The 22,464-nt window shown below is 75.2% G+C and carries 14 protein-coding genes; 4 read left to right on the top strand and 10 right to left on the bottom strand.

Translation table 11 applies throughout. From position 1 onward, the window contains the following. Positions 1 to 35: 35 nt before the first annotated feature. Together CPE01_RS00950 and CPE01_RS00945 are read left to right on the top strand one after the other, a co-directional pair. Complete coding sequence (locus CPE01_RS00950) at positions 36 to 431, top strand: STAS domain-containing protein (RefSeq protein ID WP_246783648.1); 396 nt, start codon at positions 36 to 38, stop codon at positions 429 to 431. Positions 432 to 847: 416 nt separating this feature from the next. Continuing rightward, positions 848 to 2,533: an MATE family efflux transporter gene (locus CPE01_RS00945; RefSeq protein WP_146804763.1), complete on the top strand. Its 1,686-nt coding sequence runs from the start codon at positions 848 to 850 to the stop codon at positions 2,531 to 2,533. Positions 2,534 to 2,641: 108 nt separating this feature from the next. Here the strand turns inward: CPE01_RS00945 and CPE01_RS00940 are convergent, their stop codons facing one another. The 7 genes from CPE01_RS00940 to CPE01_RS00910 all read right to left on the bottom strand — a co-directional run bounded on the left by CPE01_RS00940 (position 2,642) and on the right by CPE01_RS00910 (position 11,162). Next, on the bottom strand, positions 2,642 to 4,315 hold the full coding sequence (locus CPE01_RS00940) for an ABC-F family ATP-binding cassette domain-containing protein (RefSeq protein WP_146804762.1): 1,674 nt from the start codon (positions 4,313 to 4,315) through the stop codon (positions 2,642 to 2,644). A 289-nt stretch (positions 4,316 to 4,604) separates the two neighbouring features. Continuing rightward, on the bottom strand, positions 4,605 to 5,591 hold the full coding sequence (locus CPE01_RS00935; RefSeq protein WP_146804761.1) for a DUF1345 domain-containing protein: 987 nt from the start codon (positions 5,589 to 5,591) through the stop codon (positions 4,605 to 4,607). 93 nt (positions 5,592 to 5,684) lie between these two features. Beyond that, positions 5,685 to 5,945 (bottom strand): zinc ribbon domain-containing protein, encoded by a 261-nt coding sequence (locus CPE01_RS00930; RefSeq protein WP_146804760.1) that lies wholly within the window; start codon positions 5,943 to 5,945, stop codon positions 5,685 to 5,687. Then, positions 5,942 to 6,505: a MarR family winged helix-turn-helix transcriptional regulator gene (locus tag CPE01_RS00925; protein ID WP_186811350.1), complete on the bottom strand. Its 564-nt coding sequence runs from the start codon at positions 6,503 to 6,505 to the stop codon at positions 5,942 to 5,944. The genes CPE01_RS00930 and CPE01_RS00925 overlap by 4 nt, the downstream gene beginning before the upstream one ends. Before the next feature lie 118 nt (positions 6,506 to 6,623). Continuing rightward, positions 6,624 to 7,724 (bottom strand): GmrSD restriction endonuclease domain-containing protein, encoded by a 1,101-nt coding sequence (locus CPE01_RS00920; RefSeq protein WP_146804758.1) that lies wholly within the window; start codon positions 7,722 to 7,724, stop codon positions 6,624 to 6,626. A 69-nt stretch (positions 7,725 to 7,793) separates the two neighbouring features. Next, on the bottom strand, positions 7,794 to 9,002 hold the full coding sequence (dinB, locus tag CPE01_RS00915) for a DNA polymerase IV (RefSeq protein WP_246783647.1): 1,209 nt from the start codon (positions 9,000 to 9,002) through the stop codon (positions 7,794 to 7,796). Positions 9,003 to 9,245: 243 nt separating this feature from the next. Continuing rightward, positions 9,246 to 11,162: a DUF4914 family protein gene (locus CPE01_RS00910; RefSeq protein ID WP_281285087.1), complete on the bottom strand. Its 1,917-nt coding sequence runs from the start codon at positions 11,160 to 11,162 to the stop codon at positions 9,246 to 9,248. A 320-nt stretch (positions 11,163 to 11,482) separates the two neighbouring features. Here CPE01_RS00910 and CPE01_RS00905 point away from each other — a divergent pair, with 320 nt between their 5' ends. Together CPE01_RS00905 and CPE01_RS00900 are read left to right on the top strand one after the other, a co-directional pair. Next, positions 11,483 to 12,955 (top strand): glutamate synthase subunit beta, encoded by a 1,473-nt coding sequence (locus tag CPE01_RS00905; protein ID WP_146804756.1) that lies wholly within the window; start codon positions 11,483 to 11,485, stop codon positions 12,953 to 12,955. 116 nt (positions 12,956 to 13,071) lie between these two features. Further along, positions 13,072 to 13,371 carry a DUF1905 domain-containing protein gene (locus CPE01_RS00900; protein ID WP_146804755.1) on the top strand — a complete coding sequence of 100 codons (300 nt, stop codon included), beginning with the start codon at positions 13,072 to 13,074 and terminating at the stop codon, positions 13,369 to 13,371. 114 nt (positions 13,372 to 13,485) lie between these two features. Here CPE01_RS00900 and recD read toward each other — a convergent pair whose 3' ends face one another. The 3 genes from recD to recC are packed head-to-tail and all read right to left on the bottom strand — an operon-like array spanning position 13,486 to position 22,432. Next, on the bottom strand, positions 13,486 to 15,372 hold the full coding sequence (recD, locus tag CPE01_RS00895) for an exodeoxyribonuclease V subunit alpha (protein ID WP_146804754.1): 1,887 nt from the start codon (positions 15,370 to 15,372) through the stop codon (positions 13,486 to 13,488). Beyond that, entirely contained in the window at positions 15,369 to 18,803 is a 3,435-nt protein-coding gene (locus CPE01_RS00890) for a UvrD-helicase domain-containing protein (protein WP_307723662.1), read from the bottom strand. The genes recD and CPE01_RS00890 overlap by 4 nt, the downstream gene beginning before the upstream one ends. Beyond that, positions 18,800 to 22,432: an exodeoxyribonuclease V subunit gamma gene (gene recC, locus CPE01_RS00885; protein ID WP_146804753.1), complete on the bottom strand. Its 3,633-nt coding sequence runs from the start codon at positions 22,430 to 22,432 to the stop codon at positions 18,800 to 18,802. The genes CPE01_RS00890 and recC overlap by 4 nt, the downstream gene beginning before the upstream one ends. Positions 22,433 to 22,464 lie beyond the last annotated feature (32 nt).

Genomic DNA, 22,464 nt, shown 5'->3' with positions numbered 1-22,464 from the left:
CCGCGTACGGTCTCGACGGCCGATCGTGAGCAGCGGTGACCAGCGAGGAGGCAGTGGTGGACGTTGCGGGTGAGATCGGCGTCGAGGCAGAGCCGGGATGCACCGTCGTACGACTGGTCGGCGAGATCGACGTCGCCCTGCGTGAGCAGGCGAGCCGGTCGATGATCACGGCACTGACCAGCGACGGCGCGATCGTCATCGACGCCTCCGCCGTGACGTTCATCGACTCGTCGGGCATCGCCTTCGTCCTGCAGCTCCTGCACGCCGCCCGGGAGGCTGGGATCGACGTGACGCTGCGCGACCCGGACCGGGCGGTGTCCAGCGTGCTGGAGATCGTCGGGGCGGCGTCGCTGCTGCCGCAGGCTGCCGTGCTCGCAGGCGACGGTCCTGCGCGGGCCGGCGACGAGGTCGTCGCGGCACCGATCGGCTGACCTCACCTTCTCTCCGCACGGCGTGGAGGGGGTCTCCGCCTGCTGGCTGTCGCCGACGACGGTCAGCCGCCGAGAGCGGGTTCCTTGCTCCCGGGTGGCTGGGCCCGAGGATGGGGCTGGGACAGTCGTGCCCGAGCATGCGTTTGCCGCGCCCTGCGCGGGTGGTCGCCCGGGCGTCGCGGTGTTCCGCCCTGCACGCGGTGGTCGCGTAGGGGACGCGCCTGGCGCCGTGGACTGACAGCCGTGTGAGTGAACCGACACCGCATCGGCGCGCGGGGCGCTAAATCACTGCAGGTCGTCGCCGATCGTAACGATACGATCCGGAGCGACGGGAGACGTCGGGCGGCGCTGGTGCGGCCCGCCGCCATCGCGCCGCTCGTTCCCACCCGCGCACGACCTCTCGGAGCCGTTCACCCATGGCGAAGGTCCTCACGACCGGCCGCCCCTGGCGCGTCATCCTCGTCTTCGCCGTCCCCTTGCTCGTCGGCAACCTGGTCCAGCAGCTCTACCAGGTCGCCGATGCGTTCGTCGTCGGACGCACCCTCGGCGTCACGTCGCTGGCCGCCGTCGGCGTGGTCGGCAGCCTGCTGTTCCTCCTGCTCGGCGCGGCGTGGGGTATGACGTCGGGGTTCGCGATCCCGACCGCGCAGGCCTTCGGCGCGGGGGACCAGCGGGGAGTGCGGCGCTCGGTCGCGACGGGAACGATCCTGGCGGCCGGCGCGAGCGTCGTCCTCACGGTCGTCGCGATCGGGCTCGTCGAGCCGGCGCTCGGCTGGCTGCACACGCCCGCCGAGCTGGTGCCCGAGGCGCGCACCTTCGCGCTCGTCAGCTTCGCCGGCTCGGCCGTGACGATGTTCTACAACTACCTCGCCGCGATCATCCGGGCGATCGGCGACTCTCGCACGCCCCTCGTGTTCCTCACCGTGAGCTGCCTGCTCAACGTCGCGCTCGTCGTCACGCTCGTGAACGGCCTCGGCACGGGCGTCGGCGGCGCCGCGCTCGCGACGGTGGTCTCGCAGCTGATCTCGGTGCTGCTCTGCCTCGAGTACGTGCGTCGTCGCGTCCCCGTGCTGCACGTCCGGCGAGAGGACTGGCGCATCAGCCGCGGGGACGTCACGCGCCACCTGCGCCTCGGCCTGCCGATGGGCTTCCAGGCCTCGATCATCGCGATCGGGACACTCGCGGTGCAGCTGCGGCTCAACGAGCTCGGTGCGGACGCCGTCGCGGCCTACACGACCGCGGCGCGCGTCGACGGGCTCGCCATCGCGCTGCTCGCCTCGCTCGGGCTCGCGGTGTCCACGTTCGTCGCGCAGAACCACGGCGGGCGGCGGCCCGACCGCATCCGGCGCGGCGTGCTCGAGTCCCTGGGCATCGCGTTCGCCGGTGCGGTGCTCCTCGGGGTGGTGCTCATCTCGAGCGGAGCGCGCCTCGTCGAGCTCTTCGTCGGCCCGGGGGAGGAGCGCGTCGTCGAGATGGCGGCGGTCCTCCTCACCGTCAACGGTGCGACCTACACGCTCCTCGGGGCGCTGTTCGTCCTGCGAGGTGCCCTGCAGGGCTTGGGACAGTCCTTCGTGCCGACCATGACGGGCGTGCTCGAGCTCGTGATGCGCGTGGGCGCCGCCATCGTGCTCGGTGCCGCGTTCGGGTACACGGGCGTCGTCTGGGGCAACCCGTTGGCCTGGGTCGGCGCGATCGTCCTGCTGGTCCCGGCGTACGTCCGGGCCCACCGCGCGCTCGGTGTCGCCGCCTCGGCAGGCGGGGCACACGCGGCCGGGACCGACGAGGTCGCGACGAGTGCCGACGTCCTGTCGCGTCGTGCCGCGGTCCCGGGCGACGTCGCGGTGGCGGGCGTGGAGACGACGACCCCGGCGAGCGACGACGTGCTCGCGGCCCACGACTGGACCGGCGCGACCGTGCCGACGCTCGTCGACGGACCCTCGGACGGGTCGGTCGTGCTCGAGGCCGTCGTTCCCCTGCCGCGCTCCGCGCTCGAGGCAGAGACGCCCGCCGGGACCGACGCCGTCGCGAGCGACGACGGCCCACGTGAGTCTCGCGCCGTCGGGTGCGCCGGTCCCGACGAGGCGGAGCTCACCGCACGCTGACCGGCGGCCCCGCCTCCCTGCGTCGTCCCTCGGGTCGCTCCGCGCGGTGCGCCGGATCAGTGCGAGGGCTCAGCGTGCTCGCTCAGTGTGCGCGCTCAGTGTGCGCGCTCAGCGTGCGGGCGCCGGCAGCTCGATCTCGTGCAGGTCGCCCGCGCGGTCCAGCTCGAGCACGCGGTCGAGGCCGAGCCGTGCCAGGAACGCGTCGTCGTGGCTGACCACGAGCAGCGCGCCGCGGTAGGCGGCCAGCGCGCCGACGAGCTGGTCGACCGTGGTCAGGTCCAGGTCGTTCGTCGGCTCGTCGAGCACCAGCAGCTGCGGCGGCGGGTCGGCGAGGAGCAGCCGCGCGAGCGCCACGCGGAACCGCTCGCCGCCCGACAGCGTCCGCACCGGACGGTGCACGGTGTCACCCCGCAGGAGCAGACGGGCCAGCCGGTTGCGCAGCTCCCTCGTCGGGACCGACGGTGCGGCTGCGGCCACGAGCTGGAGCGCGCTCGCGTCGTCGTCCAGGTGCCACGACCGCTGCGGCAGGTACCCGACGCGGTCTGTCAGCAGGCGCACGCGCGCCGCGTCGATCGGTACGCCACGCGCATCGGCGTCCCGCACCGAGCCGTGCACGAGCAGCTCCAGCAGCGTCGTCTTCCCCACGCCGTTCGCACCGACCAGCCCCACGCGCTCGGGCCCCTGCACGACCACGGTCCCGGCACCGGCCGACGACCCCGGCAGCTCCGCGATCCGGCGGCTGCGCGGCACGTCAGGGTCGCCGAGCTCGAGGTGCACCGACTCGTCGTCGCGCACGCGAGCGGCAGCCTCGTCCGCGGCCGCGCGAGCCGAGGACATCTTGTCGTCCATGAGGCGGCGGTGCCGACCAGCCGTCACCTCGGCCTTCGCCGCCCACGCGTGCAGCACGATCGGGGCGGCCTTCGCGTTGAGTGCCATCGCGCGGCCCTGCCGCGCCCGTCGCGCGAGCTTGGTCTCGGCCTCGATCCGCTGGCGGCGCTCGACCTTGACCTGCTGCTCCGCGGTCCGCGCGGCCTGCGCGGCGGCGGCCTGCTCGGTCTCGAGCTGCGCGCGCCACGACGAGTACGGTCCGCCGTGCACCGACAGCCGGTGGGCGTAGAGCTCCGCGGTCTCGTCCATCTCCTCGAGCAGCGCCGTGTCGTGCGAGACGACGACGAGCGCACCGGGCCACGAGCGGACGACCTCGCGCAGCGCGGCACGCGCGGCGCGGTCGAGGTTGTTCGTCGGCTCGTCGAGCAGCGTGACCGCCGCACGACGCAGCCGCAGCCCGGCGACGGCGACGAGCATCGCCTCGCCGCCGGACAACGTCGCGACCGAGCGGTCGAGGTCGGCGGCGCCCAGACCCAGCGGGTGCAGGGCGTCCGCCGCGCGGGCCTCGACGTCCCAGTCGTCGTCGACGACCTCGAAGTGGTGCTCGGCGACGTCACCCGACTCGATCGCGCGCAACGACGCGAGGGTTGCTCCGACCCCGAGCAGGTCGGCGACCGTGGCCGTGGCGTCGAGCGTCACGTGCTGCGGGAGAAGGGCGACCTCACCCGCGGCGACGACCGAGCCCGACGTGGGCTCGAGCAGGCCGGCCGCGAGGCGCAGGAGCGTGGACTTGCCGGAGCCGTTGGCGCCGACGAGGCCCGTGCGGCCGGGACCGAACGAGCCGGTGACGTCCGCGAGCGTGACGGTCCCGTCGTCGCGGACGAGCGTGACGTCCGTGAAGGTGACCGAGGGGCGCGCAGCAGCGCGCGCAGGCGAGGAGGAAGGGGTGGACATACGGGCTCCGGGGGTTCGGCGGATGCGCTGAACCCTGCCCGCGCCTCATGGCGGCGGCGGGAGGTGGTCAGCGCGGCTGGCGCGGCGCGAACCGGGTGCCCGTCATGATCACGACCTTCAGGAGACGACAAGGACGCGCAGAGCCTGACATGCCCAGGCGTCCCTCGGCAACGTCTTTCTCGGTCGACTGCGTCGATGCCCCGGCACGACTGCTCGCGAGGAGCGAGCAATCGGTCGTCGGCTCGAGCCGTGCACGGCACGCGAGGAGCGTGTGCGTGCTGCCCGCGTCCTAGCGGGACTCGTCGGGGTTCGCCGCGCGCGTCCTGCCTCGGCGCTCCGTCGACGTCGCACGCACGGGCTTGACGGGCGTCGCCGCCGCACCGCCGGCGCTCGGTGACGCCGCGACTCCCCTCGCTGCAGGCTCCGCCGTACCCGCCGCGCCCCGGCCCGGTGGGTGCTCGGCCGTCGCCGACATGGTCGCCTCGCCGCCGGTGGGCGCAGCACCGCCCGCGGGCTCTCCTGAGGTGACCGCGCCCGCGCCCGGAGCGCCCGCCGGCGCCAGGGGCACCGTCGGGCCCTGCGGGTGGTTGTCCGCCATCGCGCGGGCGGTGGTGACCGTGTTCGACCCGAAGTAGAAGGCCGCGACCGCCGTCACGAGCGTGGCGACCGTCGTCACGAGCTGCTTGGCGAGGTCGTCGGACGTGCGGGTGGAGGTCGGCGGCGCGTACAGCACCACGTCGTACACGACCGTGCCGTCCTGCTCGCGCTGCGACGACTGCTTCACCTGCTCGAGCGGGACCTGCGCGAGCTGTACGGCGGTCAGCCCGTCGATCGTGCGGAACGTCGCGGGGTCCGTCGAGGCCCGGTTGCGGGTGGCGTCGAACAGGAACATCGCGCTGATGAAGAACAGCATGACGAGCAGGAGGGCGAGGACCGCCCGCACGCTCCCGGACGGGAGCCCCATCGCCTCCTCGCCGTTGTCCAGCCGCAGGCGCTTGAGGATGACGGTGAGCGCACCCACGACCAGGATCAGCACCACCGCCGCCGCCACGAACACGAGCGAGAGCGCCGCGGTCGGCTGATCCGTGTTGAGCCGCTGGAGCAGCAGCACGATCGCCGCGAGCACGCCGACCGACACCAACGCCGAGATCACCAGCGCCGTCACGGCCGACCAGCGGTTGCTCTCCATCTCGCGCGCAGCGGGGCCGGGTGTGGACTCCGCGTCCTCACCCTGCGCTGACCGGCGCATCTGGCGCCACGCGCTGCGCACGCCCATGTCGCCAGCGTGATCCTCGCCACCGGACCGGGCATAGACCTGCCGTGGGTGATCTTCACCTGATCAGGTGAGCGACCACGGACAGCGGCGGCGTCAGCGGGCGAGCGACGGGTGGTCGCGCCACGCCGGCATCGTCGCCATGTAGGCCTTCGTCTGCTCCTCGAGCTCGGCCCGGGACGCTCCCGGGTTGCGGCGCTCCTGCCAGGACACCATGCGCTCGAACCGCTCCTCGAACGCCTGCAGCGCCCCGGTCTCGTCGGTGCAGTACGCGCAGTACCGCCCCGACTCGATCGGCATGCCGCAGCTCTCGCACGCGGCGGCGTGGACGTGGTCGTGCTCGGTCGTGGTGCTCATCGGGGTTCTCCTTCGGTGAGGACGCCCGCACGGGCGTCGGGGGACTGCGCGGTGAGGTCGGGGGTGCCGCTGGTGACGCTGGCGGTTGCGTCGCCGTGAGCGCCGTCGTGCGTGGTCGTGACGGCGTCGTCGCCGGCGAGCAGCGCGGCCAGGTCGGCGAGCAGACGGTCGCGCTGCTCGGGCGGCAGCGCGGCGGCCGCCCGGTCGACGAGCGCGGGGGACAGGACGCGGCGGTCGGCCGCGAGACGCTCGAACCCGTCAGGCGTGAGCCAGACGAGCGTGCGACGACGATCGGCCGGGTCGCGCTCGCGCGCGAGCAGGCCGTCGCGTTCGAGGTGCGTCACGATCTCGCTCACCACGGACTGCGCGCGGCGCAGGTGGTCGGCGGCCTGGCCGACCGTGAGCGGACCGGCCATCGCGAGGTGCGCGAGCACGGCCCGCGACGCCCCCGCGAGCTCGGAGCGCGGCTCGTCGCGACGGTGGAAGCGCAGGTAGGCCTGCTGGAACAGGGCCTCGAAGCGCGTGCCGAACGGGTGGTCCGGGCTGGTCGTGGTGGTCACACGCCTCACCGTCGTCCGACCGGGATCCATCGTCAATCCCGATGGATCCCGAGACGGCCCTGGCCCGCCCGGTCGGGCCGGCAAGACCACGCCCCGCCCGCCGGAGCGGACCGGCGGGTCACTCGCAGGCGATGCCGTCGCCGTCGCGGTCCAGACCCGACCGGTAGCCGGGGTCACCCCGGTGCAGCGGCGCGGCGCCCGCTGCGCGGGCCTGCGTGCAGCTCGCGTAGTACACCGTGACGTCGTCGGCGGGAGCCGGCGCCTCGGTCGTCGCAGCGGGCGTGGGCTCGTGCGTCGCCGCGTCATCGGGTGCCGTCCACGCCGGGTCCGTGGTCGGCGACGCGTGCGCGTCGGGCAGGGGCTCGTCGGGACAGGTCGCGAGCACGCGCGCGATCGCGTCGCGCTCCGCGGCCGTCACCCAGAGCCCGTACGCGTGCTTCACCGCGACCTGGCGCGCGACGTACGCGCACCGGAACGCGCGGTTCGGCGGCAGCCACGTCGCGGCGTCGCCCGCGCCCTTGCGCTGGTTCGACGGGCCGTCGACCGCGAGGAGGTTCAGCGGGTCGTTGCCGAACGACTCCCGCGTCGCCGCATCCCACCGCTGCGCGCCCTTCTGCCATGCGTCGGCCAGGGCGACGACGTGGTCGATCTGCACGTCAGCGGACGTGGCCTGCCCGCGACGGAACGCGATCGCTATGCCCGAGTACGGGTCGAGCAGCGTGCCGGACTCGACGACGCAGCCGTCGGGGCGGACCTCCTGGTCGACGAGGTCGCGGCGCAGGATGTCGTTGCGCGTGTCGCAGCCGTTGCGGTCCAGGTCCACGGACCGGTAGGCGAACAGGTCGCGGTCGTACCCGGTCTGCGGCGCACGTCCCTTGACCTCCAGGATCGCCAGCGCGGCGAGCGCGGTCGGGGTGTCCGAGGCGCCGGACGACGAGGCAGCGGGCGCCGGGGTGGGCGACGAGGTCGCGGGCGACTCGTCGGCAGCGGGGGTCGGACGGGCCGTGTCGGGCGCGCTCGCGGCAGGCGACGGCGAGCGCGCGGCGGCAGGTCCGGCGGCGGAACCCGCGTCGGTCTCGAGCGGCGCGCAGCCGACGAGGCCGAGTGGGCCGGCCAGCGCGAGGGCGCCCGCCAGTGCGAGGGCCACGCCGTGGCGCGCCCTGGTGGCGTGCACCGGCGACGCGGCGTGCGCGCGACGCGGCCGACGGCGGGCTTCCATGTCCGAAGCATCGGCACGCGCACACCCGCGTCCGAGCCGCGCGGGGTGTGATCCGCGCGTCCGGTGGGCTCAGGCATCCGCGGGCGGGTCCGGCAGCTGGGGTGCGGCGAAGCCGTCGCCCACGACGAGCAGGCTCGCGCGGGTCAGCGCGCGGGACCCGAACCGCTCCGCGAGCCGGTCGGCGGCCCGGTCGAGCCCGTCGTGCGACGCCTCGAGCTCGAGCGCGGGCTGGACGACGGCGTCGCTGCCCAACCCGGTCAGCGCGACGCCCACGAGCGTGATCCCGCGCTCGGCGACCAGCTCGCGCACGGAGTCCAGCAGCGTCAGCGCCGTCGCGCGCAGCTCGTCGGACGAGGACGTGGCGAACGCGAGCGAACGCGACCTCGTCGCACGCGAGAAGTCCGCGAACCGCAGCCGCAGCACGACGGTGCGCGCCGTGCGGTGCCCGGCTCGCAGGCGCCGGCACACGCGGTCGACGAGTCCCAGCAGTGCCGCGCGCACGGCGTCGGGCGAGTGCGGTCCGCGACCGAGCGCGCGCTGCGCGCCCACGGAGCCGCGGGCGCGGTCGGTCACCACGCGCTCCGGCGTGCGGCCGTGCACGACCGCGTGCAAGTGTGACCCGGCGGCCGGGCCGAGCAGGCCGCGCAGCACGTGCTCCGGCAGGTCCGCGACGTCTCCGGCCGTCCGCAGGCCGTACGAGCGCAGCCTGGTCGCGGTCGTCTCACCGACGCCCCACAAGGTCTCGACCGGTAGCGGGTGCAGGAACGCGGCCTCGCGGTCCGGTGGGACGAGCAGCAGCCCGTCCGGCTTGGCGACACGGCTCGCGACCTTCGCGAGGAAGGGCGTGCGCGCGACCCCGACCGTGATCGGCAGACCGACCTCGTCGCGCACGCGGGCGCGCAGGCGGGCCGCGTGGTCGACGGGCGGCGTCGGGTCGGCGCGTCGCAGGCCGCGCACGTCGAGGAACGCCTCGTCGATCGACACCCCCTGCACCTGCGGCGTCGTGTCCCGGAAGATCGCGAAGACCTCCGCGCTCGCCTCGACGTAGGCCTCGAACCGCGGCGGCACGACGATCAGGTCGGGGCACAGCCCGCGCGCCTGGCGACCGCTCATCGCGGTACGCACGCCGCGCCGCTTCGCCTCGTAGGACGCCGCCAGGAGGACGCCCCCGCCCACGGCGACCGGCCGGGCGCGCAGGCGGGGGTCGTCGCGCTGCTCGACCGACGCGTAGAACGCGTCGAGGTCGGCGTGCAGGATCGTCGCCTCGCTCACGAACACATGTTCGACCCGGGCGCCCACACGGGCAAGGTGCGCGCACCCTCGCTCGCGCGCAGCGCGCAGGACCGTCGACAGGTCCGGGAACGACCGCGGCGACGACGCGCCTGGTGGGGCTCGTCGTCGCCGCGGGTGGTGCCTGACGCGGATGGGCGTCAGCTGCGCATGGTGCGCGCGTCAGTTGGTGCCTGAGACGGGCACAGCTGGATCGGCCCAGCTGGATCGGCCTGTTGAGACCGGCCCAGCTCAGATGTGCATCGGCGTGAGGGCCTCGTAGTCTTCGACCGAGCCGTCCTTGAGCACGATCTCGATGATCGCCCGACCGAGCGGGTCGAGCTCGTCCGTGAGGTACTGCTCGAGCTCGGACTTGAAGAACGCCTTGATGATCCCGGCGCCCTCGTCGTACGCCTCGACCCCGACCTGCGACTGCATCTCGGGCGCGAGCCACGTGGGACGCACGAGCTGCCCGTCGACCTTCATCTCGCGCAACGTGTAGCCGAACAGCGAGCAGCGCGCCGGCGTGAGCTGGTCGCGACGCATCCGCCCGCCACCGCGCCGCGCGAGGTACTCACGCGTGATCCACTCGGCGGCGAAGCCCACCTGGTAGGCGCCGATGTGCTGGTTCGGCGTCAGGACGTACCGGGTACGCGAGGCGTCGACGAGCTGACGCAGCAGCAGGTTCGCCGCGGCGACCTTGGTGCCGGTCGAGAACGGCCAGTACGAGCCGACGCCCTCCGAGACCATGCCGCCGTGCTTGATGACCTTGTTCTCGGACTTCGACTCGCCGATCGACGGGTTCTTGTCGCCGCGCGGGGCGATGAGCCGCCACACCCAGGCGAGCGCCGGCGGCACGAAGTGCGTGACGCCCATGATCCCGTAGGACGGCTTGTCCCGCGTGCACGCGGGCATCCGCACGCCGAACGTGCGCACGTCGACGTGCTCGGGCTCCGACAGCACGCCGCGGATCATCGAGCGGTCGATCACGACGCGCGGGTTCGGGCACGGCTTGCCGGTCGAGTCGAGCGTGTGCTCCCACGGCAGGGCGGTCGCGTCGGGCACGCCCTGGATGTTGAAGAACACCAGCGGCTTGTCCGGGTGGATGCACGCGCGCTCGAAGTTGCCGTCCTCGCCGTAGGAGCGCAGGTTGTCGACGCGCACGAACCAGCCGGCCTCGGCGTCCGCGATCACGAGCCGACCGTCGGAGTCCTGCAGCGACTTGTGGCACAGCGTCATGTCGTCCGTGACGGGGGCGAGCGCGCTCGACTCGGCGAGCGTGATGACGTACGGCTCCTTGGTCACGACGTTCGTGCCGAGCAGGATGCGGCCGTCGTCCTGGCGCCGGAACTCCTGGCACATCTCCGACTTGCCGCCGCCCGAGGCGCCCTCGTGCATGATCACGGTCTCGTTGTCGTACGGCGTGGTGACGCGCACCGACGACGCGTGGGCCGTGATCCAGCCCTCCTGCTCGCCGATGTCGAGCAGGACCGAGAACACGCCCTTCTTGGCGCTGGGACCCGGGTACAGGTTGTAGGCGAAGACCTCGTGCAGGTCAGGCGTGCGGTCGTGCACGACGACCTGGCGACCGCCGAACGTCGTGTGCCGGAACGGGGGAGCGACGTACAGGATCGAGCGCGGCGTGAACTCGCCCAGCTCGTCGAACGTCACCCAGCCCTGCAGGTCGACGAGTGCGACCGCGAAGAACGCCGCGTTCACGGGGACGAGCGCGACCGACGGGTAGCCGAACGTCGGGCCGCCCGCCTTGAACGGCACGACGACGAGGTCCTGCTCGCCGAGCCAGTCGAGCGTCGCGGCCTTCGTCGGTGCGAACTCCTCGCCGAACACGTCGCGGTAGCGCGGCTTGTCCGTCGGCAGGTCGTCGGCGATGCGCATGCAGTCCGGGTCGCGCCGGCGCATGTAGTCCTCGGGGTAGTTCACCGCGAGGCCGTTGCGGCACCGGGTGACCGTCGCCTCGACGATGCGGCGCATGCCCTCGTCGGTCGTGACGTCGTACGCGACCTCATGGATCGGGCCGCCGACCGGGCCGAGCGCGAGCTGGTAGAGCTCGTCGCGCGTCTGCGGGACGAGCACCCGCGGGCTGGACTCCACAGCGGCACGTACCGCAGGCGGCAGGTGGACAGCGGACAGGGCCGACAAGGCGTCCACGGCGCTCCCTTCATCGGGGACCTGGCCGGGTGTACGGGACTACACCGGGCCCAGATCCGCACTTGACCTGGAGATTACGTCCGGCCCTGAAGGGGGACCCGGGACCTGGGTCACATGCACCGCGCTGACCTCACGCGCTGGTCGCCGAGCTCGTCGTCCGAGGTCCCTCGGTGGTTGCTGGGGCTGGCGCGACCGTGCGCCCGCGCCCCGGCCGGCACCGCGGCACTTGTTCGACACGTGAGATGGACCGTCCGCGTGGTGGCGGTGACCGGGACCTAGGGCGGGCTCGGACGACGAGGTGCGGGGCTACCTTCGCGAGCATGGCCGATCCCCGTGGGTTCCTGCGCGTCCGGGGCCGTGAGCTCCCGCCCGACCGCGCCGTGCCGGTACGCATCCTCGACTGGGCCGAGGTCCACGAGCACCCCACGGGCGACGCCGACGCGCTCGCGATGCTGCACCGGCAGTCGAGCCGGTGCATGGACTGCGGCGTGCCGTTCTGCCACCACGCGTGCCCGCTCGGCAACCTCATGCCCGAGTGGAACGACCTCGTGTGGCGCGAGCAGTGGCGGGACGCCTCCGACCGGCTCCACCTGACCAACAACTTCCCCGAGGTCACCGGGCGCCTGTGCCCGGCCCCGTGCGAGGCGGGATGCGTGCTGGGCATCAACTCGCAGCCGGTGACGATCCGGAACGTCGAGCTCAGCATCGCCGAGGAGGCGTTCGCGCGCGGCCTCGTCGTCCCGGCCGTGCCCGACCGGATGAGCGGCCACACGGTCGCGGTCGTCGGTTCGGGGCCCGCTGGCCTGGCCGCGGCCCAGCAGCTCACGCGGGCCGGCCACACCGTCTCCGTGTACGAGCGCGCGAGCGCGCCCGGTGGGTTGATGCGGTTCGGCATCCCCGAGTACAAGCTGCCCGCCGCGGTCCTCGAGCGCCGCCTCGACGTCATGCGCGCCGAGGGCACGGTGTTCCGCTGCGGCGTGGAGGTCGGCGTCGACCTGACCGGTGCCGAGCTGCTCGCGCGGCACGATGCGGTCGTCGTGACCGTCGGCTCGACCGTCCCGCGCGACCTGCCCGTCCCGGGCCGGGAGCTGCGCGGCGTCATGCCCGCGATGGACTACCTCGTGCCTGCGAACCACGCCGCGGTCGGTGAGCCGGTCGCCGGGGCACCCCTGGCCACCGGGCTCGACGTCGTCGTCGTGGGCGGCGGCGACACCGGCGCCGACTGCGTCGGCACCGCGGTGCGGCAGGGGGCTCGCTCGATCACGCAGCTCGAGATCATGCCCGAGCCGCCGCACGAGCGGCCCGCGGAGCAGCCGTGGCCCACGTACCCGACGGTGTTCAAGGTCTCGACGTCGCACGAGGAGGGCGGCACGCGCGAGTTCGCGGTCAGCACCCAGGCGATCGTCGGCGACGACGAGGGCCGCGTGTCCGGTCTGCGGCTCGTCGAGGTCGAGCGCGTCGACGGGCGGTTCCAGCCGGTGGCCGGCACCGAGCGCACGCTGCCCGCGCAGCTCGTCGTCCTCGCCCTCGGCTTCGTCGGGCCGGAGCGCGGCGGCCTGGCCGACGAGCTCGGGCTCGAGGTCGACGCGCGCGGCGCCTTCGTGCGCGACGACGAGTTCGCGACCTCGATCCCGGGCGTCTACGTCGCGGGGGACTGCGGGCGCGGGCAGTCGCTCGTCGTCTGGGCGATCGCCGAGGGCCGCGCGGCGGCCTCGTCGGTGGACCGCTACCTCACCGGGACCACGTCGCTGCCCTCTCCGGTGACCGCGTCCACGGTGGCGCTGCGCGCCTGACCAGCCTGTCGCCACCGTGACGCGCGACCCCACGGTTGCTCGCGGTACGCGACCTCGCGCCCGAGGAGAAGCCGGGTCGCGGGGCTGTTGTCGGTGGGGATGGGCAGGATGGGGGCGTGGAAGTCGAGTTCGAGGCCCAGCTGCGCCCCTGGGACGTGCGCAAGCACGACTCGTGGACCTTCGCCGACCTGCCGACCGACGTCGCCGACGAGGTCGCGGACGCCGCTGAGGGGGTGTCGCGAGGGTTCGGGTCGGTGCGCGTCGAGGTGACGATCGGGCAGACGACCTGGCGCACGTCGATCTTCCCGAGCGCGACGACGTACGTGCTCCCGGTCAAGGCGGCCGTGCGGCGCGCGGAGTCGGTCCAGGCCGGCGACGTCGCGCGCATCCGGCTCCGGCTCGTCGACCTGGCGTGACGCCAGCCCGGGCCGGCCGCTGGGCAATGGTGGGAGGCGGGCGCGCGCGAGCTCGTGGCGTGCCGCCGCCGGTAGCGGGCCCAGGTCTGCCGCGCTGACGCGCCTGGACGGCGCTCAGTCGCTCGTCAGCGGACGGCCGAGGCCGCTCGCGCGCTGGACCCGGCGCAGCACGGCCGCGCGCACGGCCGCCTCCGTGCCGATCACGCGGATCTGCTGCCGCGCGCGCGTGACCGCGGTGTACAGCAGCTCGCGGGTGAGCAGGGGAGAGGTCGCCGCGGGCAGCAGCACGCTCACGCGCGCGAACTGGCTGCCCTGACCGCGGTGCACCGTCATCGCGTGCACGCTCTGCGCGGGCGGCAGCCGGTGCGTCGCGACCAGCCGGGACGCACCCCGGGCCCCGAACGCCACCGCGACGCCGTCGGGGGTCGCGACGACGACCCCCGTGTCGCCGTTGTAGAGGCCGGTCGCGCGGTCGTTGCTCGTGACGAGCAGGGGCCGACCGGGCGGGAACGGTGCGGACGAGCGGCCGCCGGTCTCCTGGGCGACCCAGTCCTCCGCGACCGTCGACCAGTGCGCGACCCCCGCGGGTCCGCGTCGGTGCGCGAGCAGCAGGCGGTGCGCGCCGAGCGCCTCGAGCGCACCGTCCACGTCGCCCGCGCGGGCCGCCGTGACCAGGGCGCGCCCCGTGCTGCGCACGTCGGCCTCGAGCGTCGCCACCTCACGCGCCGTGGGGACGTCCCCGGCGGTCTCGACCCACTCGATGACGTCGCCCCCGGCCCGCAGGAGCGCGACGGCACGGTCGGCGTTGCCCGCGCGGATCGCGTGCGCGAGCCCCGCCAGCTCGGCGCCGAACCGGTGCTCGCGCGTCAGCTCGACCACGCCCCGCGGCAGCGAGGCCACCAGGTCGCCGAGCACCGCGCCCGCCTCGACGCTCGCGAGCTGGTGCGGGTCGCCGACGAGCACCACGCGTGAGCCGGGACGCACCGCCTCGAGCAGGCGTGCCATGAGCGGCAGCGACATCATCGAGCACTCGTCGACGACCACGACGTCGTGCGGCAGCCGCTGCCGCGCGTCGTGCCGGAACCTCGTCGTGCTGCCGGGGCGGTTGCCGAGCAGGCGGTGGACCGTGCTCGAGCGCAGCTCACCGGTGCGCTGCCGGTCCTCGTCGTGCACGAGCGCGCGCAGCTCGTCGTTGACCGACTCCTGCAGGCGGGCCGCGGCCTTGCCGGTCGGCGCGGCGAGCGCGACCCGCAGGCCGGGGCCGTCGACGTCCTGCAGCGCCGCGACGAGCCGGGCGATCGTCGTCGTCTTGCCCGTGCCGGGGCCGCCCGTGAGCACCGTCAGCCGCGACGTGGCCGCCGCGCGCACGGCCGCGCGCTGACGTTCGTCGTCCTCGTGCGGGAACAGCCGGTGCACCGCAGCCTCGAGGCGCGCCTCGTCCACCGGGACCGGCGTGAGGCGGTCGGTGACCTGCGCCCGCACCGAGACCTCGTCGCGCCAGTAGCGGTCGAGGTACAGCAGGCCGCCGGTCCACCGCAGCGGCCGGTCGGGCGGGCCGTCGGGACCGTCCGCCACGGCCGGGCTCGCGCGCAGCGCCCGCACCCACGCGGTGGGCTCGGGCCAGGGCAGCACCTGCGCGAGCTGGTCGGTCGGGCCTGTCGCCGGCTCGTCGACGGCCTCGTCGTCCGCGGGTTCGACGACGGTCGAGGGCGCGGTCGCCAGCTCGACGCACACCGAACCGGCGCGCAGCGCGCGGACCGTGAGCGCGCCCGCGAGGACCACGCGCTCGTCGTCCTCGCCGCACAGCCGCGCCACCCGCCGGGCGACGTGCACGTCGGCGGACGTCAGGACCCGCGCGGCGACGAAGGGCGCGAGCAGCCCGTCGACCCGCCAGGGCACGTCGGCGGGCACGTCGGCGGACGGTCCGGCCAGCACTCCGGTCGGCTGGCCGATCGACGTGGCGGCAGGCGCGTCCCCGGCGCCGAGGGTCGGATCGCTCATGGGGCACCCGCCAGCAGGTCGGAGAGGTCGAGCACGAGCCCCGTCGGGGGCCGCCAGGCCAGCACGCCCGTCGGGGTCGGCCCGCCGGGGCCGTCGACCACGGGTGTGCCCGGGCCGAGCATGCCGCGCACGAACAGGTACAGGCCGCCGCCCAGGTGCACGTCCGGGTCGTAGCCGCGCACGCGCCAGCGCAGGAAGCGGTGCAGCGCGGCGGAGTAGAGCAGGAGCTGCAGCGGGTAGTGGTGCTCGACCATCGCGTCGACGAGACTCGCCGGCCGGTAGTCCCACGCGCTCAGGGGCTGCACCCACTCGCCGAGCCGGTTCGTCTTGTAGTCGACGACGAGGTAGGTGTGCTCACCCGGGGCGTGCGGCGCCGGGACCCGCAGCACGGCGTCGATGCTGCCCGTGAGGTAGCCCCGCAGCGTGCTCGACGCCAGGCCCGGGTCGTTGAGGCGGTCCGCGTAGGCCGCGAACGGGTCGTCGGCGGCCAGGTGCGCGCGCAGCAGTGCCGCGACGTCGCGCAGCGTCCCGGCGCGGCGGTCCGCGCGGTCGCCGCCCGCGAGCGGGAGCTCGAACTCGAGCTCCGGCAGGCGGTCGGACGGTGCGACGTCGGCGAGCGTCAGCCCTCCCGCGAGCCTGCCCAGTGGGGTGTGCAGCGACGGCAGGAGAGCGGCGGCGAGCTCGTCGGGTCCCACCGGCAGCACCCCGGCGGGAGCGGCCTGCGCGCAGCGCAGCGCGACCTCGGCAGGCAGGTCGGGCGCGCGCGTGTCGACGTGCTCGAGCACGTGGTGGACGAGCACGCCGAACGCGGTGCCCGCGGGCAGGTCGGCCATCGGAGAGCCCAGGGCGCGCAGCGCGACCTCGTCCGGCGAGGGCGGCTCGTCGCGCAGCGTGCCGACGGCCGCGGCCGGCGTCTCGTCGGGCTCGTCCTGCAGCCCCGAGTTCTCGGGCTCCGACGAGGGCGCGTGGTGCCGGACGTCGTACGCGGCGGACGTCAGGCCGGTGTACGACGTGCGACGCCACGCGGTGTCGAGCGTGCGGTCGAGCCGGCCGAGCTCGAGGCGTGGCGGCGTGACCGGGTCGGGGACCCAGCGCGCGGGCGGCCGCGGCGCCGTGACCACCTCGTGCACGAGCGCACCCGCCGTGGGTGCCGCGAGGGCCGCGAACGCCTCGCCCGCGGCCGCGTCGCTCGGGAGCCGGACGGACGCCTCGGGCGTGCCGTCGGCGGCGCGCGGCGCCAGGAGCAGCCGGGACAGCGGGCTGCGCTCGGCGTTGCGGTTTGGCGCCCACCACACGACGACCTGGCTGTGCGCACGCGTGAGCGCGACGTACGTGAGGCGCAGCTGCTCGCCCGCCTCGTCCTGCTGGTGCGCGAGCAGGCCGTCGTCGTAGCCCGGACTGCCCTGACCACCGACGTGCAGCGTGCGCGTGTCGTCGCGGTGGAACCGGAGCACCGCCGGGTCGGACGGCACCCACGTGTCCCACGCGAACGGTACGAGCGTCACGGGGAACTGCAGCCCCTTGCTCGCGTGGACCGTGATGACCTGCACGGCGGCGGCGTCGGTCTGCAGCCGGCGGCTGCGCTCCTCGGTGTAGTCCCGTGCGGCCTCGTCGATGCGCGCGCGCAACCACTCCAGCAGTGCGGTCGCACCCAGCCCGTCGCGCACGGCCTGCGCGTGCAGCGCCTCACCCACGTGCCGCAGGTCCGTCAGGTCCCGCTCGCCGTCGCGGGCGCGCATGACGCGCTCGCGCATCCCGGCGGCCGCCGCGGCCTCGAGCAGCGCGGCGACCCCGTGCGACGCGAGCGTCGCCGACCACGTGCGCATCCGCTCCGCGAGCCGGTCCCGCGCGTCGTCGTCCGCGAGCGCGAGCTCGGCCGCCGTCCACCCCGCGAACGGGGTGAGGGCGGCCGCGGCGCCCAGACGCGCGTCGTCGGGCCGGGCCAGCGCCGACAGGAACGTGAGCCAGTGCTGGGCCGCGCGCGTGTCGAACACGCTCGCGAGCCCGGAGATCACGGCCGGCACGCCGGCCGCCGCGAGCGAGCGCTGCACCGCGCGGGCGTCGCGGTTGCGGCGCACGAGCACGGCCACGTCGCCCGGCACGACCGGGCGCTCGTCGGTGCCGTCCGGCGCGGTGATGCGGTGCGTGCGCAGCGTCTGCACGACCTGCGCGGCGACGTCGGCGTACAGGAAGTCGCGCACCACGCCGACCGACGGCACCCGGGTCACCCCCAGGGCCTCGCGCGTCACCTGGCGCAGCACCACCGGGGGGCCACCCACCAGACGTCGTCCCGTGCGGTGCGCCTCGACGGGCCGCACGACGATGCGCGGGTCGCCGAGCGCCGCGCCCTCGAGCAACGGACGCAGGCCGGCGAGCACCGCCGGGTCGGCCCGGTGGTTGCGCGCGAGCGTCGCCTGGCGCGCGCTGGCGGCCGCGACCAGGTAGGTGACCACGTCCGCGCCGCGGAACGCGTAGATCGCCTGCTTCGGGTCGCCGATCAGGACCAGCGTGCGGTGCGTGTGGAACGCCGCGCGCAGGATCTCCCACTGCGTGGCGTCGGTGTCCTGGAACTCGTCGACCATCACGACCCGGAACGCCGCGCGCACCCGCTCGCGCGCGGCCGCGCCCGTCTCGGGGTCGGTGAGCGCGTCGCGCAGGAGCGTCAGCAGGTCGTCGTAGTCCACGACGCCGCGCGCCCGCTTGCGACGCCGCATCTCGGCGACCGCGACCTGCGCGAGCCGCAGGCGGTCGTACGCCGCGGTGCCCGGCTCGGCGTCGCGCGGCTCGAGGTCCACGTCCGGGTCGGAGATCGCCGCGTGCGCGACGTCGCGCGCATCGGCCACCGAGACCAGCGGGCTCGGGTCGCCCGCGTACTTGCGCAGGTACAGGTCGTCGACCACTTCGGCCTCGAGGTCGGCGACGTCCGGCAGGAGCGTCGCGTCGTGGTCGACGTCCGCGGTCGTGCCGAGCATCGCGAGCATCTGCTGGCAGAAGCCGTGCGTCGTGGTGATCGTCGCGGCGTCGAACTCGGCCAGCGCGCGGGTCAGCCGCGCCCGCCGGGTACGCACCTCGCCGGGCGCGGCGTCGGCCAGGTGTGCGATCACGTCGTCCGACGACGCGCGCGCGTGCTCGTCGCGCAGCGCGCGCTCGACCTCGACGAGGCGGGACCGGACGCGGTCACGCAGCTCGGTGGTCGCCGCACGCCCGAACGTGACGAGCAGGAGCTCGGGCAGCCGGACGTCGAGCTCGGCGACGTACCGCACCGCGAGCGACGCGATCGTCCACGTCTTGCCGGTCCCCGCGCTCGCCTCGAGCACCACGGTCTCCACGCCCGGGAGCGGACCGCACGGGTCGAACACGGGCACGGCAGGCCCCTCGGCGGTCAGGGCCTCGTCGGGCAGGGCCTCGTCGGGCAGGGCCTCGTCGGTCACGGGGCCTCCTCGAACGTGTCCGCGGCGAGCAGCTCGCGCCACACGCGCGACGCGAGCGCACCGAAGCGCGTGGGCTCCTCGGGTCGGGCGGCGCGGTCGGCTGCCGTCGGCGCGCCCAGGACGTCGTCGAGCTCGAAGCCCTCGCCCCACGCGAGCACGTGGTACGCGTCGACGCGCTCGAACGCGCCACGCCCGCTCTCGGCGGCCTCGAGCGTGCCCAGCTCGGCGCGCGCCGCCGACAGCGCGGCGGAGGCCGAGTCGCGTTCCCAACGCCGGCGCGCGTACACGTGGCTCGTCTTCGTGAGCAACGGGATCGGTTCGCGCAGGGCCTCGTCGCGCACCGCGAGCAGCTCGGCGAGGACCGCCGCCGCGTGCTCGGGGTCGGGCGCGCGCAGGACGGTCATGCTCGCCCCGGCGCTCCCACGTCCGATCGTCACCGCGGAGCGCACTGCCGGACGCCCGGCGGCGTCCTCGTCGGCCACGAGGGCGAGCAGCTGCACCCACGAGCGCAGCACGTGCTTGGCGGACAGGCGCGAGAACACCGCGCGGACCAGGCGGTTCCCGTGCACGCCACGGACCGTGCCGGTCAGGGCCCGCCCGCGCGCGTCCACGCGCACGTCGTACGTGCCCGGCTCGGGCGTGAGGAACGGGTCGACCGCCTCGCGCACGGGGACGGCGTCGTCGAGGATCCCCGAGAGCGCCGCACCGCCCAGCTCGCGAGGCGGCAGGTGCCCGCGCCGCCGCTCGGCTGCGGCGGCGGTGTCGACCTCGGCGCCCTCGAGCGTCGCGGTGAGCAGGCGGTCGCCGATGGCCCAGCGTGCGAGCGGGTCGAGCTCGAGCGGCATGCGGTCGTCGAGCTGCGGGGTGTCGCTCGGCAGCCGCGCGCCGAGCCGCTGCGTGAAGAACGCGCGCGGCGCGTGCTCGAGCACCCGCACGAGGTCCTCGAGGTCGCAGCCCGCGCCGGCGTCGACCGGGTCGGGCAGCGGCGCCGGGACGAGCGGGCCGGGCGGCACACGCTCCGACGTGACCGCGCGTGCCGCCGCGAGGTCGAGCGCATCGAACCCGAACGGTCCGGGACGCCCGAGCGCGCCCGGCTCGAACACGCGCGGGTCGACCGGCTGCAGCGGGTGCTCGACCACGAGCGCCTCGCGCGCGCCGCCGTCGAGCAGGGCGGGACCGTCGAGGGTGTCGAGCAGCTCGCCGACCGGGACGCACGGCGGGCGTTGCGCGCCGGTCCGCTCGTCCGCGCCCGTGTACAGCACGACGAGGTGGTCGGTCGCCGCGGTCACCGCGTCGAGGAAGAGCTGGCGGTCCTCCTGCCGACGGTCGCGCTCGCCGACGAGCGGGTCGCGCGCGAGCACGTCGTCGCCGTCGCGGCGGCCCCCGCGGGGGAAGGCGCCGTCGTCCATGCCCAGCAGCACGACGACGCGGTGCGGCACCGCGCGCATCGGGGCGAGCGAGCACACCGTGAGCGCACCCGTGCGGAACCCGGCGCGCGTGGGCCGCCCCGCGAGACGCGGCCCGAGCAGCGCGACCACGTCCGGTAGCCGCAGCACCCCGCCGTGCTCGGTCGCCGTCGCCCGCACCTCGGCGAGCACGCGGCTCGCCTCGAGCTGCTGCCAGCGGTCCGTGGGCGCGACCGACGTGAGGAGGAGCAGCGCGCGCTCGATCGCGTCGAACCAGTGCGCGGCCGGGTGCGCGCCCGCGAGCTCACCGAGCACCGCCGTGAGCCGGTCGAGCAGCTCGGCGACGCGTCCCACGAGCACCACGTCGGACGACCCGACGTCGTCGACCGGAAGCACCGCACCGACGAAGCGCTGGTCCTCCTCGGCCATCGCGACGCCGAGCAGCAGGCGGTCGAGCGCCGCTGACCACGTGCCCTGCGGCACCGCCCCGAGGTGGAACCGTGCGCGCCTCTCGACGTCCTCACCCCAGTGCACGCCCGACTCGAGCGCCCACGCCCGCAGCCGGTCGAGCGCCTCGTCGTCCAGCGCGAACCGCCGCCGCACGGGCTCCTGACCCGCGAGGTCGACGACCGCCGAGGCCGTGACGCGCGAGTCGGCGAGCTCGAGGAGCGTCGCCAGCACCGCGAGCACGGGGTTCGCACGTGCGGGGGAACGGTCGGCGATGCGGACGCGCAGCGTGCGGCCGGGGTGCTCGGGCGCGGCCTCCTGCGCGAGCGTCCCCTCGCCCGGCACCTCGGGCGTCGGGCCGAACACCGCGTGGACGAGCGGCGCGAACGCCTCGACGTCGGGGCACATGACGACGATGTCGCGCGGCTCGAGCGTGGGGTCGTCCGCGAGCAGGCCGACGAGCACGTCCCGCAGCACCTCGACCTGTCGCGACCGCCCGTGGCACGCGTGCACCTGGACCGACCGGTCGTGCGCGAGCGGGCCGCGCGTCGGAGCCGACGTGGAGTCCGTCGCCTCGTCGGGGGCGTCCGCGCGCAGGCGGGCCTGCAGCGCGCCCAGCAGCGTCGGCGCGGGCCCCGGCGTGGCGACCTCGTGGACGAGCGGGTCGAGCGCCTTGACGCGCGACGCGAGCTCGACCGAGTCGTTCGCCATCGACCGCAGCATCGGGTGCTGTGCCACCGCCGGGCGCGTGCGCCGGCGCTGCGAGCCCGGAGCGGGCTCGACGGCCCGCCACAGCGCGAGCGACGGTGCCGGGAGCCACAGGTGGACGTCGCGCCCGCGGGCGAGCGCGTCCAGCACCGTCAGGTGCGCCGCGGGCAGGGCCGTCGGGCCGAACACGTGCAGCCGCTCCGGCAGGTCCACGAGCGCGGGTCGCTCGACGAGCAGAGCCGCGGCCTCGTCGAGCCGCACGCTCGGCGGCGGTCCGAGCCGGTCGACGAGCAGACGCCACAGGACCGGCTGCCACGCCAGGTCGGGTGCCAGCGGAGCGCCCGCGCCGTCCTCGTCGACGCCCGCGGTCCAGGCGTGGGCCAGCGTCGGACGCCCCGAGTCGTACGCGACCAGCAGCCGGGCGACGCGCTGGGCCAGGTGCAGCCGACGACCCGCGCGCAGCTCGTCGTCGTCCGGCGCCGACGCGGGACGCGCCGCGCCCGCTGCGCGCTGTGCCGATCCGCCTGCCGATCCGCCTGCCGACCCGCCTGCCGACCCGCGCGCCGACCCGCCTGCCGACCCGGGCGTCGCTCCCACGTGGCGCGCGACGGCCGCGAGCCACGGCTCGTGGGCGTGCGCGTCGATCAGGTCGAGCACGTGCCACGTGAGGTTCTCGAGCCGCCAGGGGTCCGCCTCGCGTGCGACACCCCCGACCGCGGCCAGTACGTCGGCGACGACGCGCGCGGGCGAGTCGAACCGCACGTTCGCGCACACACCGTCCTCGGCGCCGTCGCCCGCGCCCAGCCGGTGCGCGAGCCGCTGGCTCACCCAGCGCTCCACCCCGCGCGTCGGCACCGCCACGACGTCGGCCGCGAACGGGTCCGCGACGGGTGACGTGAGCTCGTCGGCCAGCGCCGCCACGAGAGCGTCCGACCGCTCCGCGACGTGGACCCGGAGCCGACCGGTGGGGACAGGCTTGGCCGGACGACGCGAGGACGTGTCGAGGCGGACGCCCGAGCCGTCGCGGCTGCCGCCCGCGTCGTCCCGGCTGCCGCCCTCGTCGTCCACGTCCCGCACCCTAGCCACCCGCTGTGACAGTC

The organism is Cellulomonas persica (assembly GCF_007989825.1).
GTDB classification, from domain to species: Bacteria; Actinomycetota; Actinomycetes; order Actinomycetales; family Cellulomonadaceae; genus Cellulomonas; species Cellulomonas persica.
The sequence above is the reverse complement of the archived record's forward strand: the minus strand, read 5'-3'. Positions and strand labels throughout refer to the sequence as shown.